Source organism: Micromonospora sp. NPDC051296, from assembly GCF_040682255.1.
Classification (GTDB): Bacteria; Actinomycetota; Actinomycetes; order Mycobacteriales; family Micromonosporaceae; genus Micromonospora; species Micromonospora craterilacus.
On sequence record NZ_JBFBAO010000030.1, the window covers coordinates 1 to 11,801 of the forward strand.

At 71.4% G+C, this 11,801-nt stretch carries 14 protein-coding genes and 1 pseudogene; all 15 read right to left on the bottom strand.

Annotated features, from left to right (window positions below):
• The coding region (locus tag AB0M52_RS05535; RefSeq protein WP_363949262.1) for a DUF2469 family protein at positions 1-212 on the bottom strand (212 nt) is incomplete at its 3' end.
• A complete protein-coding gene (locus AB0M52_RS05540; protein WP_363949265.1) occupies positions 209-1,021 on the bottom strand; it encodes a ribonuclease HII in 813 nt (270 codons plus the stop codon). The genes AB0M52_RS05540 and AB0M52_RS05535, both read right to left, overlap by 4 nt.
• Complete coding sequence (locus tag AB0M52_RS05545; protein WP_363949267.1) at positions 1,015-1,503, bottom strand: NUDIX domain-containing protein; 489 nt, start codon at positions 1,501-1,503, stop codon at positions 1,015-1,017. The genes AB0M52_RS05540 and AB0M52_RS05545 overlap by 7 nt, the downstream gene beginning before the upstream one ends.
• Before the next feature lie 62 nt (positions 1,504-1,565).
• Positions 1,566-2,201, bottom strand: coding sequence for a signal peptidase I (lepB, locus tag AB0M52_RS05550; protein ID WP_363949270.1), 636 nt, complete (start codon positions 2,199-2,201; stop codon positions 1,566-1,568).
• Positions 2,202-2,210: 9 nt separating this feature from the next.
• Positions 2,211-3,085 (bottom strand): annotated as a pseudogene (gene lepB, locus AB0M52_RS05555) (signal peptidase I).
• 183 nt (positions 3,086-3,268) lie between these two features.
• Positions 3,269-3,625, bottom strand: a complete 357-nt coding sequence (gene rplS / locus AB0M52_RS05560; RefSeq protein WP_363949272.1) for a 50S ribosomal protein L19 — start codon at positions 3,623-3,625, stop codon at positions 3,269-3,271.
• 144 nt (positions 3,626-3,769) lie between these two features.
• Complete coding sequence (gene trmD, locus AB0M52_RS05565) at positions 3,770-4,543, bottom strand: tRNA (guanosine(37)-N1)-methyltransferase TrmD (protein WP_363949275.1); 774 nt, start codon at positions 4,541-4,543, stop codon at positions 3,770-3,772.
• Positions 4,544-4,560: 17 nt separating this feature from the next.
• Positions 4,561-5,124: a ribosome maturation factor RimM gene (gene rimM / locus AB0M52_RS05570; RefSeq protein ID WP_363949278.1), complete on the bottom strand. Its 564-nt coding sequence runs from the start codon at positions 5,122-5,124 to the stop codon at positions 4,561-4,563.
• Complete coding sequence (locus AB0M52_RS05575; RefSeq protein WP_350680397.1) at positions 5,124-5,384, bottom strand: RNA-binding protein; 261 nt, start codon at positions 5,382-5,384, stop codon at positions 5,124-5,126. The genes rimM and AB0M52_RS05575 overlap by 1 nt, the downstream gene beginning before the upstream one ends.
• Positions 5,359-5,823 carry a 30S ribosomal protein S16 gene (gene rpsP, locus AB0M52_RS05580; protein ID WP_363949281.1) on the bottom strand — a complete coding sequence of 155 codons (465 nt, stop codon included), beginning with the start codon at positions 5,821-5,823 and terminating at the stop codon, positions 5,359-5,361. The genes AB0M52_RS05575 and rpsP overlap by 26 nt, the downstream gene beginning before the upstream one ends.
• Before the next feature lie 243 nt (positions 5,824-6,066).
• Positions 6,067-6,714, bottom strand: a complete 648-nt coding sequence (locus AB0M52_RS05585; protein WP_363949284.1) for a DUF402 domain-containing protein — start codon at positions 6,712-6,714, stop codon at positions 6,067-6,069.
• 127 nt (positions 6,715-6,841) lie between these two features.
• On the bottom strand, positions 6,842-8,248 hold the full coding sequence (gene proS / locus AB0M52_RS05590) for a proline--tRNA ligase (protein ID WP_363949286.1): 1,407 nt from the start codon (positions 8,246-8,248) through the stop codon (positions 6,842-6,844).
• A 113-nt stretch (positions 8,249-8,361) separates the two neighbouring features.
• A complete protein-coding gene (locus AB0M52_RS05595) occupies positions 8,362-9,444 on the bottom strand; it encodes an amidohydrolase family protein (RefSeq protein ID WP_363949288.1) in 1,083 nt (360 codons plus the stop codon).
• An 18-nt stretch (positions 9,445-9,462) separates the two neighbouring features.
• Positions 9,463-10,050, bottom strand: a complete 588-nt coding sequence (locus AB0M52_RS05600) for a Uma2 family endonuclease (protein ID WP_363949291.1) — start codon at positions 10,048-10,050, stop codon at positions 9,463-9,465.
• Positions 10,051-10,117: 67 nt separating this feature from the next.
• Positions 10,118-11,665, bottom strand: a complete 1,548-nt coding sequence (ffh, locus tag AB0M52_RS05605; RefSeq protein ID WP_111213660.1) for a signal recognition particle protein — start codon at positions 11,663-11,665, stop codon at positions 10,118-10,120.
• Between the last annotated feature and the right edge of the window lie 136 nt (positions 11,666-11,801).

The window sequence follows — 11,801 nt, forward strand, 5'->3', positions numbered from 1 at the left end:
GCAGGGCTGTCCCAGACCCAGGCGTCGTGCATCTCGACCTCGAAGTAGACCTCGCCGTCGGAGTTGCGCACGTGCAGGTCGACCTGGTTGGCCAGGTAGAACCGGCGCTCGGTCTCCACCACGTACGAGAACTGGCGGACGATGTCGCGGTACTCCCGGTAGAGCTGGAGCTCCATCTCGGTCTCGTACTTCTCGAGATCTTCCGCGCTCATCGCACTCCGCCTTCCATGACCACATCTTCCCCCACCGGCGCCGGAGGCCGAGGCTGCTCGCCCAACGCCACGCCGACGGTACCCCCTGCGGCGCCCGAGCGCCCCATCGGCTCGTCCGGGCTTGCGCCGAGCGGTCGTCGCGAGCGGGCCGGGCGGTCGTCCCGACCGGAAACGGCGGCCACGTTGACATAGGAGAACCGGTGCTCCCGGCACGGTCCGCGTTCGCGTAGCGCCGCGGTGTGCTCCGCCGTGATGTACCCCTTGTGCTCGGCGAAGCCGTAGCCGGGATGCTCGGCGTCCAGATCCACCATGATCCGATCCCGGGTGACCTTGGCCAGCACGCTCGCCGCCGCCACGCAGGCAGCCACCCGGTCGCCCTTCCACACCGCCAGGCCGGGCACGTCCAGGCCGTCGACGCCGAACCCGTCGGTCAGCACGTACTCCGGCCGGACGGTCAGCGAGGCCAGCGCCCGTCGCATGGCGGCCAGGTTGCACACGTGCAGCCCGCGGGCGTCGACCTCCTCGGCCGGGATGACCACCACCGCGTACGCCAGGGCCCGCGCGACGACCTCGTCGTGGATCCGCTCCCGACTGGCCGGGGTGAGCAGCTTGGAGTCGGCCAGGCCGTCGATCTCGCCACGCCGCCCCTCCGGCAGCACTGCGGCGGCCGCCACCAGCGGCCCGGCGCAGGCCCCCCGGCCGGCCTCGTCGGCCCCGGCGACGTACCGGAAGCCGCGCCGTTGCAGGGCCCGCTCCAGCGCGTAGAGCCCCGCCTCGCGGCGTACCACGGTGCGCGGCGGCGTCAGCATGCCGCGCCCCGGGCCGCAGCCGGGTCACCGGCCAGCGCACGGGCCAGCACCGCCGGCAGGTCCGCCGGGTAGCACCGTTCGTCGGTGCTGCCCAACTCCTCCGCCGACCACCACCGGTGGTCGTCGACGCTGCCCCGCTCGACATCGCTGAAGCCGGTCGTGTCGACCTCGTGCGCCGCCACCCGCACCAGGAAGAACTGCTGCTCCTGGCGGTACCACACGCCGTCGAACGAGAACTCCGTCACGTCGGTGTGGACCGGCACGCCGACGTCCGGCACGGCCAGTCTCAACCCGGTCTCCTCCGCCAGCTCACGCGCCGCGCCCTCGGCGTACGTCTCACCCGGGTCCAGGCCACCGCCGGGGGTGAACCACCAGCGCCCGTGCGCCGGACGGGCCGGGTCGAAGCCGCGGAACAGCAGCAACCGGCCGGCCGCGTCGACCAGGAGCACGCGGGCGGCGCGCCTCGGGGTGTAGACCGTCACCGCACCAGACTGCCAGACGCCGGCGACAACGCCCACGCCCCCAACGCCACCGGCGACTCCGGTCAGGGCTTGGGGATCGCGTCGAACTGCTCGGGCACGGACAGCAGGGTGGCCCGGCCGACCGGCCAGAAGATCGTGAACGCCCGCCCCACGACCTCCTTCTCCGCGATGGTGGCCGAGGTGATGCTCTGCCCGGACTGCTGGTAGTGCTCCAGGGAGTCGCCGGAGGCGGAGCGGTGGTCACCCATGACCCAGAGCCGACCGTCGGGCACGACGATGTCGAACTCCTGGTCCGCCGGCTTGTCCCGGTGGCCGTCCACCGAGTAGATGTACGGCTCGTCCAGCGACGTACCGTTGATCACCAGGCGGTCCTGGTCGTCGCAGCAGACCACCCGGTCACCACCGACGCCGATCACCCGCTTGATGAAGTCCTCTCCGGAGGGGTTGCCACTCCACTCCACCGGCGCCTTGAAGACGATCACCTCACCGCGGTGCGGTGACCGGAAGTTGTACACCAGCTTGTTGACCAGCACCCGATCGTCGATCTGGAGAGTGTTCTCCATGGACGGCGAGGGAATGAAGAAGGTCTGCAGTACGAAGGCGCGTACCAGTACCGCGACCACGATCGCCACCCCGAGGAGGATGGGAAGTTCCTTCCAGAAGGAATGGCGCGACTTGTCGGTCTGCTCGTCAATCACGGAAGGAGCCTACGTTGCCCAGCTTGGCGCCACCGTCCGGAACGCGCGAGAGCGGATAGCGCCGCCGCAACCGGGAGAAGCAGGACGACACCCCCGTCGGGCGTGGGTCGTACCGGCGGGGCGGCACCACCGGTGGCCGTGGCCGGCGGGGCGACGTTGGCGAACGTCTCGGGCACCGGCAGCGAGTGCCAGCGGCTGGACGGCCAGACCACCGCGAACGCCCGCCCCACCACGTTGTCGATCGGCACCGTGCCCTGGCAGCGGGCGTCCTGCGAGACCAGCCGGTGGTCGCCGAGCACGAACATCTGGCCGGGTGGGACCACGATCTCCTCGAACCGCCGGGACCGGCACTCGTTCGGGTTCGGCGGGAGGTCCAGCGGCGAGTCCCGCAGGACGTACGCCGACTCGTCCAGCGGGGTGCCGTTGACCAGCACCCTCCCCTGGTCGTCACAGCAGCTCACCCGGTCGCCGGGCAGCCCGATGACGCGCTTGATGAAGTCTTTCTCGCCGGGGCGGCTCACGCCGACCAGGTCGCCGACGGTGCGGCCGAGCTTGTCGGCGAAACCCGTGGGCGGCTGCGCGTCGACCTGCGGAACCCACTTGTCGGTGCCCCGGAAGACCACCACCTCGCCGCGCTCCGGGTCCCGCACGTTGTAGACGACCTTGTTGACCAGCACCCGGTCACCGACGAGCAGGGTGTCCTCCATCGACCCGGAGGGGATGAAGAACGCCTGGAGCAGGAAGGTGCGGATCAGCACCGCGAGGCAGAAGGCGACGATGAGCAGCAACGGCAGTTCCTGCCAGAGCGGCATCTGCGGCTTGCTGCGCCGGGAGCGTCGCCGCCACGGATCGACCGCGCCGCTGTCGTCAAGCGCCTGTACCACGCCCACTCCCCGGTCCGCAGAAACGACTACCGCCCGGAAGTCTCGTCGAGACTCCCCGGGCGGTAGTGGAGGTCACCCGCCACGCCAGGCGGGTCACCGCCCCGCTGCGCCCGTACGACCAGGGTAGTGCGGTCTGGCCAGTACGACATACGCGCAGCCTGGGCGGCGTGGCGCAGCGCGAGCTCAGCTCGGCTGCTTCTCGCGCAGCTCCTTGATCTTGGCCTTCTTGCCCCGCAGCTCACGCAGGTAGTAGAGCTTGGCGCGGCGGACGTCACCGCGGGTCACGACCTCGATCCGGTCGATCGCCGGGCTGTTGACCGGGTAGGTCCGCTCGACACCGACACCGAAGCTGAGCTTGCGGACGGTGAAGGTCTCACGCAGCCCGTCGCCCTGGCGGCGGATGACGACGCCCTGGAAGATCTGGACCCGGGACCGGTTGCCCTCGACGACCCGAGCGTGCACCTTGACGGTGTCACCGGCACGGAAGTCGGGAAGGTCGGTGCGCTTCGACTGGGCGTCAAGGGCGTCCAGGATGTTCATCGCTGTGTCCTCGTGAGGCTCACGGCGCACCGTCAATCGGCGCGCGGATGGGTGATACTGATCACCGGGTGGCGGCCGGCCGGAACCGACCCCGGTCGGGGATCCTCGCAGCCGTCCGCGGCGCAGACGACTGCGGCAACCCCCCTACTTTGCCACATCCGGTCCGGGCACCTGAAATCCGGCCCGGTCCAACGCCGCGACGTCCCGTTTGTCCAAGCTCTCCGGGTCGAGTGCGGTGAGCATGTCGGGCCGGCGGTGGCCGGTCCGGGCCAGCGCCTCGTCCCGGCGCCAGCGGGCGATCCGGCCGTGGTCGCCGGAGCGGAGCACCTCCGGCACGTCCAGCCCTCGCCAGGTCGCCGGCTTGGTGTACATCGGCGCCTCCAGCAGCCCGTGCGCGTGCGACTCCTCGGTGAGCGAGCCGGCGTTGCCGAGCACCCCGGGCAGCAGCCGGGTCACCGCCTCAAGGATCACCAGCACCGCGACCTCGCCGCCGAAGAGCACGTAGTCGCCGAGGCTGACCTCGGTGACCGGCATCCGGGTGACGGCGTGGTCGAGCACCCGCTGGTCGATCCCCTCGTACCGGCCGCAGGCGAACAGCAGGTGCGGCTCGGCGGCCAGTTCGTGCGCCAACGCCTGGCTGAACGGCACGCCGGCCGGGGACGGCACCAGCAACCGCGGCGGGGTCAGCTCGGCCGGGGCGAAGGCGTCCAGCGCCTCACCCCACGGCTCGGGCCGCATCACCATGCCGGGCCCCCCGCCGTACGGGGTGTCGTCGACGGTGCGGTGCACATCGTGGGTCCAGCTACGCAGATCGTGTACGGCCAGCCGCAACGTGCCGTTGGCCCGGGCCTTGCCGATCAGCGACAGATCCAGCGGGGCGAAGTACTCCGGGAAGATCGACACGATGTCGACGCGCATCAGGGGTGCTCCGCGGGTCAGAGGTCGAGCAGGCCGCCGGGCGGGTCGACCACGACGCGACCACCAGCGAGATCGACCTCGGGGACGATCGCCTTGACGAACGGGATCAACGCGGTACGCCCCTCGGGGCGCCGCAGCACCAGCAGGTCGGAGGCGGGGGCGTGGTCGATCCGGGCCACCTCGCCCAACCGCTCGCCGGCCGGGGTGACCACGGCCAACCCCACCAGCTGGTGATCGTGGAACTCCTCCGGATCCTCCGGCGGAGTGACGTCGGCGCTGTCCACCGCGACCAGGGTGTTGCGCAGCGCCTCCGCGACGTCGCGGTCCAGCACCCCCTCGAAGGCGACCAGCAGCCGCCCCTGGTGCCAGCGGGCCGACTCCACGGTCAACTCGTGGGGCACCTCGAACGGCACGCCGGGGCCGGCGGGCGGGTTCTGCCCGCCGCGGGTGTTCGCCCCCGACATGGTGCGCAACACCATGCCGGGGGCGAACCGCGCTTCGGGCTCGTCGGTACGCACCTCCACGGTGACCTCACCGCGGATGCCGTGCGGCTTGCCGATCCGGCCGACGATGAGCTGCATCAGTACGAGTCGACGATGTCGACGCGCACGCCGCGCCCACCGATGGAGCCGATCACCTGGCGCAGCGCCTTGGCGGTCCGGCCGGACCGCCCGATCACGGTGCCCAGATCCTCGGGGTGCACGCGGACCTCCAGCCGCTTGCCCCGACGGGAGTCGACCAACCGGACGCGCACGTCGTCGGGGTGGTCGACGATGCCCTTGACCAGGTGCTCCAACGCCGGCCGCAGCGCCATGTCAGGCCTGCTCGCCGGAGTCCGCAGCGGCCGGCTCCTCGGCCTTCGGAGCCTCGGCCTTGGGCGCCTCGGCCTCGGCCGCCTTGGCGGCCTTCTTCGCCGGCTTGGCCGGGGTTTCGGCCAGGCCGGCGGCAGCCTTCGCCTCGGCCTCGTAGGCGGCCTTGCGGTCGGCCCGCTCGGCGGCGACCTTCAGCGGCGGCGGGGCCGGCAGACCCTTGAACTTCTGCCAGTCACCGGTCAGCTCCAGCAGCCGCTGCACCGCCTCGCTCGGCTGGGCGCCGACGGACAGCCAGTACTGGACCCGCTCCGACTTGACCTCGATCACCGAAGGGTCCTCCTTCGGCTGGTAGATCCCGACAAACTCGATCGCCCGGCCGTCGCGCTTGGTGCGCGAGTCGGCGACGACGATGCGGTACTGCGGGTTGCGGATCTTGCCCATCCGCAGGAGCCGGATCTTTACGGCCACGGTTGTTTCGCTCCTGTTGCGATCTCACCGGCCCAACATGGGCGGTGTGCACGGGTGAGCGCCAACCGGCACAGTGGGGTTGGGCCGGAGACCGCTCGGGTGGACTGGCGACGCGCCCGGGTTAGAGGGCGCCGGGCACGCGCCGGATACCAGCCAGCCATTCTGCCAGATCCGCCCCGGATCTCTCACACCGGACCGGCCCGGGTCACCCGTCGCGTCCGGAACGTGACCGAAGACACAGGCTCAGCGGGCCGGCGGCCGGTCCCAGCCGTCGGGCAGCAACTCGGGCGCGACCCACTGCGGCGGCGGGGTGAAATCGCACCAGGTGCCGTCGAACGGGAACGCGCCGGCCTCGGCAACCGCGATCACCCGCTTCCCCTCGGCCCGGACGGCCGCCTCGTCGGCCACCCAGTAGTGCTCCGGGAAGGCCAGCCGCTCGACGAACTCCCCTTCGTCCTTCCACTCCCAGCTGCGGTCCGGGCGGACCAGCACGTCGAGATCCTGGTCCACCATGTCGACCCCGGCCAGCCCGCCGTCGTCCCAGCGGACGCCGGGCTCCTCCAGGTTGACGTACCAACCGACGAAGCGGCCGTGCGCGTCGCGGAACCACCAGACGGAGTGCGCTGCACCGGTGGGCAGGAACTTCAACAGCGGCGGACCGTTCCACCGGCTCTGCGCGAGCTGGTACGTCGAGGTGATCCACTCGGTGAACGGCACCGCGCGCATGCCCAGCCCGGCCTCGGTCACCTCGCTGGCCACCGGCGACCCCTCGGCGACCCAGAGCAGCAGACCCCGCTCGTCGTCGCTGACCACCCGGGCGGGCCGGACCCACCCGATCCGCCCCCGTCGCACATTGCGGTGCATGACCAACCGGCCCGGCTCGAACCTCACGCCCCGACCCTACCGGCCACCCGCGAACCCGCCGCCGCCACGACACCCGCCCGTCTGCCCCTGACCAGGCGTTAAGAAGGGGCCCCTGCTCTACCGGAGGCGTTAAGAAGGGGCCCTTCCTTGCACCTCAGTAGGCGCGGGCGAGGATGGCGGTGAGGTCGGCTTCGTCCTCGGTGTCGGGCACCGAGCCGTCGGCGCGCAGCAGGCAGCGGACGGTGACGCCCTGCCCGTTGGCCTTCGCCTCGCCCTCGACGCCGACCGCCGACCACGGCACCCGGGCCCAGCCGGTGGCCGCCGCCTCGATCGCCTCGTCCAGCGTCGCCACGTCGACCGTGCGCGACTGGCGGAAGGCCAGGGCCTGGTCGTGCAGGGTCTGCTGGTCGGTCTCCAGTGCGGCGAGCACCGCGCCGACCACGTCCGCCACCGGCGTGGGAGCCTTCGAGCCGTCCGTACGCCGGACCACGACCGCGTTGCCGGCGGCCAGGTCGCGGGGGCCGACCTCGACGCGTACCGGGTAGCCGCGCAGCTCGGCGTCGACGGCCCGGCGGCCGAACGGGGTGTCGGTGCGGTCGTCAAGGGCGACCCGGACGCCGGCGTCGCGCAGCGCGTCGCGGAGCTTGGCCGCCGCCTCGGCGACGCCGTCGCCGTCCTTGACCACCATGACGTACGCCTGCACCGGCGCCAGGCGCGGCGGCACCCGCAGCCCGTTGTCGTCGCCGTGGCACATGATCAGGCCGCCCAGCATCCGGGTGGAGGTGCCCCAGGAGGTCGTCCAGGCGTGCTCCCGGCCGCCCTCGGCCGAGGAGTAGCTGATGTCGAACGCCTTGGCGAAGTTCTGCCCGAGTTCGTGGCTGGTGCCCAGTTGCAGGGCCTTGCCGTCACCCATCATGCCTTCGCAGGTGTAGGTGGCGGTCGCCCCGGCGAAGCGTTCCCGGGCGGTCTTGAGCCCGACCACCACCGGGATGCCGAGCACGTTGACCATCAGGTCCTCGTACGCCTCGTGCAGGATCTTGCGGGCGTAGGCGCGGGCGTCGGCGCGGGTGGCGTGCGCGGTGTGCCCCTCCTGCCAGAGGAACTCGCTGGTCCGCAGGAAGATCCGGGGCCGCAGCTCCCAGCGGACCACGTTGGCCCACTGGTTGAGCAGCAGCGGCAGGTCCCGGTACGAGTCGATCCACTTGGCCATGAACTCGCCGATCACCGTCTCGCTGGTGGGGCGCACCACGACCGGCTCGGCCAACTGCTTGCCGCCACCGTGGGTGACCACCGCCAGCTCCGGCGAGAAGCCCTCGACGTGCTCGGCCTCGCGCTTGAGGTAGCTCTCCGGGATGAACAGCGGGAAGTACGCGTTCTCCGCGCCGGCCGCCTTGATCCGGTCGTCCATCTCGGCCTGCATCCGCTCCCAGATGGCATAGCCAGCCGGTCGGATCACCATGGTCCCCCGCACCGGCCCGTTGTCGGCCAGCTTCGCCTTGGCGATGAGGTCCTGGTACCAGCGGGGAAAGTCCTCCGCACGGGGAGTGAGCACGCGCGCCATAACGGCACATCCTATTCACCCCCCGATGCACCGGCCCGCTCCCACCCCGCCTTCCCGGTCGATCATGAAGTTGTTGCCTCGCGTGCCGGCGTGTCGCGGCAACAACGTCATGGTCAACGGGGCACCGGGTGGCCGCGGAGGATCAGGCGGGTGGGGGTGCGGAGAGCGTTCAGGTCCTTGCGGGGGTCTTCGGGGTAGATGGCGAGGTCGGCCAGGCCGCCCTCGACCAGGCCGGGGAAGCCCAGCCAGGCGCGGGCGCCCCAGGAGGCGGCGGCGAGGACGTCCATGGTGGACATGCCGGCCTGCTCGTGCAGCAGCAGCATCTCCTCGACGGCGAGGCCGTGATTGATGCCGCCGCCCGCGTCGGTGCCCACGTAGATCGGCACCCCCGCCTCGTACGCGGCCCGCACCACCTCGGGGAAGCGGTCGCGCAGGGCGAGCATGTGGTCGGCGTACCCGGGGAACCTGGGCCGGGCCTGGTCGGCGATGGCGCCGAAGGTCTGAATGTTGATCATCGTGGGGACCAGCGCGGTGCCCTGCCGGGCCATCAGGTCGACCAGGTCCAGGCTCAGGCCGGTGCCGTGCTCGACCGAGTCCACCCCGGCCCGCACCATGATCTCCACCGCCGACTCGCTGAAGGTGTGCACGGCGGCGCGTACCCCGGCGGCGTGCGCGGCGGCCACCGCGGCGGCCATCGTGTCCGCGTCCCACGCCGGCGCCAGGTCACCGACGCCCCGGTCGATCCAGTCCCCGACCAGCTTGACCCAACCGTTGCCGGCGGCGGCCTGCGCCGCCACGGTCGCGGCAACCTCGGCCGCGCCGACCTCCACGCCGATGTCGCGCAGGTACCGCTTCGGGGGCGCGACGTGTCGGCCGGCGCGGGCCAGGCGCGGCAGGTCGGGCTCGTCGTCCAGTTCCGGGTACGGGAAGGGCGAGCCGGCGTCCCGGATCGCGAGGACGCCCGCGTCCCGGTCGGTACGGGCCAACTCGCGCGCCTGGTCCAGCGAGGTGACCGGGGCACCGCCCCGGGCGATGCCGATGTGGCAGTGCGCGTCCACCAGACCCGGCAGGATGAAGCCGCCGTCGGCCACCGTCTCCGCCCCGGGCACCGGGTCGAAGGTCACCCGGTCGCCGACCAGCCACAGATCCCGGACCTCGTCGTCGGGCAGAAGTACACCGCGCACATGCAGAGCCATGCGCACAGTCCTACCCGATCACTCCCCGTCGCGCGCCAGAAGCCCCGCCCGCCGGGCGGTCAGCGCCGGCAGGTCGACCGACACCTTCCAGGGTCGCTCGGTGACGAAGAGGTCCTCGGTGTGGGCAACGACCTCGTACTCGCCGCTCGGGCTGAGGGCGTACTCGGTCAGGGTCATCTTGTCGTGCAGCGGGTCGACCACCCAGTACGTACGCACCCCGGCGTGGGCGTAGACCTTGGCCTTGTCGTACAGGTCGCGGAAGGTCGAGGTGGGCGAGATGACCTCGACGGCCAGCAGCGCGTCCTCGACCGGGACGGGCGAGCGGTTCGCGTGCTCACGGCGGATGGCGACCACGTCGGGCCGGGGTTCGTTGCGCCGGTCGATCCGCATCGACAGGTCGATGCTGACCAGGTACTCGGGCGGACAGTTGACTCTGAGCGCGAGCAGAATCTCAACACAGAGATCCTGATGCAGTGCGGTCGGCGACGGCACGATCAACCTTCCGTTGACCAGTTCGTACGGAAGGTCCTCCGGCAGGTCGCCGAGGTCGTCGACCGTCCACTCCGACCGTTCGGGCGGGATGGGTAGCGTGGGGGCCACGGTCATGACTCCTCCTTCCAGGGGCGGGCATCACCCTAAGCGCCGGCGATGCCACCCACCGTCACCAACACGCTCAGCGGGGCGGCTGGCCGCCCTTGCCGAGCTTGTTGAAGTCGATCTTCGGCAGTTTGAAGCCCGGCGGGAGCCCCTGACCGGCGGCCAGGTCGTCCGGGCTCATGCCCGGCGGCAGCTGCGGCATGCCACCCGGGAAGCCACCCGGCATCCCGGCGCCGGTACGCGGCCGACCGCCGCCCTTGGTGCCCTTGCGCTTGTTCTTCGGTGACTTGGTCGCCTTGCGCCGGCCGCCGGGCAGGCCCATCATGCCGCCCATCTGCTTCATCATCTTCTGCGCGTCGGTGAAGCGGTTGAGCAGCTGGTTGACGTCCATCACGGTGACGCCCGAACCGTTGGCGATCCGGGCCCGCCGGGAACCGTTGATGATCTTCGGGTTGGTGCGCTCGGCCGGGGTCATCGACCGGATGATCGCGGTGATCCGGTCGAAGTGCTTGTCGTCCAGCTCGGCGAGCTGGTCCTTGACCTGCCCCATGCCCGGCATCATGGCCAGCACGTTGGCGATCGGCCCCATCCGGCGCACCGCGATGAGCTGGTCGAGGAAGTCCTCCAGGGTGAACTGCTCGCCGCCCATCAGCTTGGCGGTCATCTTCTCCTTCTGATCGGTGTCGAAGGCCGCCTCGGCCTGCTCGATCAGAGTGAGAACGTCGCCCATGCCGAGGATCCGGCTGGCCATCCGGTCGGGGTGGAAGACGTCGAAGTCCTCCAGCTTCTCGCCGGTGGAGGCGAACAGGATCGGCTGCCCGGTCACCTCACGGACCGACAGCGCGGCACCACCCCGGGCGTCGCCGTCGAGCTTGGAGAGCACCACGCCGGTGATGCCCACCCCGTCGCGGAACGCCTCGGCGGTACGCACCGCGTCCTGGCCGACCATCGCGTCGATGACGAAGATGACCTCGTCCGGGTCGACCGCGTCGCGGATGTCGGCGGCCTGCTGCATCATCTCCGCGTCGATGCCGAGCCGGCCGGCGGTGTCGACGATGACGACGTCACGGGCGGCCCGCCGGGCGTGCTCGATCGACGCCTTCGCCACCTGCACCGGGTCACCGACGCCGTTGCCCGGCTCCGGGGCGTACACCTCGACGCCGGCGCGGCCACCGAGCACCTGGAGCTGCCCGACGGCGTTGGGGCGCTGGAGGTCGGCGGCGACCAGCAGCGGCTGGTGCCCCTGGGCCTTGAGCCAGCGGGCCAGCTTGCCGGCGAGGGTGGTCTTGCCGGAGCCCTGGAGGCCGGCGAGCATGATCACGGTCGGCGGCTGCTTGGCGAACTGGAGCCGGCGCCCCTCGCCGCCGAGGACGGCGACCAGCTCCTCGTTGACGATCTTGATGATCTGCTGGGCCGGGTTGAGCGCCTGGGAGACCTCCGCCCCGCGGGACCGCTCCTTGACGTTCGCGATGAAGCCCTTGACGACCGGCAGGGCGACGTCGGCCTCCAGCAGCGCGAGGCGGATCTCGCGCGCGGTCGCGTCGATGTCGGCGTCGGTGAGACGTCCCTTGCCACGGAGCTTGGTGAAGATCCCGGAGAGGCGGTCACTCAAGGTGTCAAACACGCGAACATCCCGTTTGTCGTCTTCGGCGGGCACAGTACGGCCGGGCAGGTGTCGGCCAGCCCACCGCTAGCGTAGCCCGCCGCCGCGCGCCCGACCCGGCCCCGCCATGCCCTCCGCCGACGCGGGCGGGTCGGAC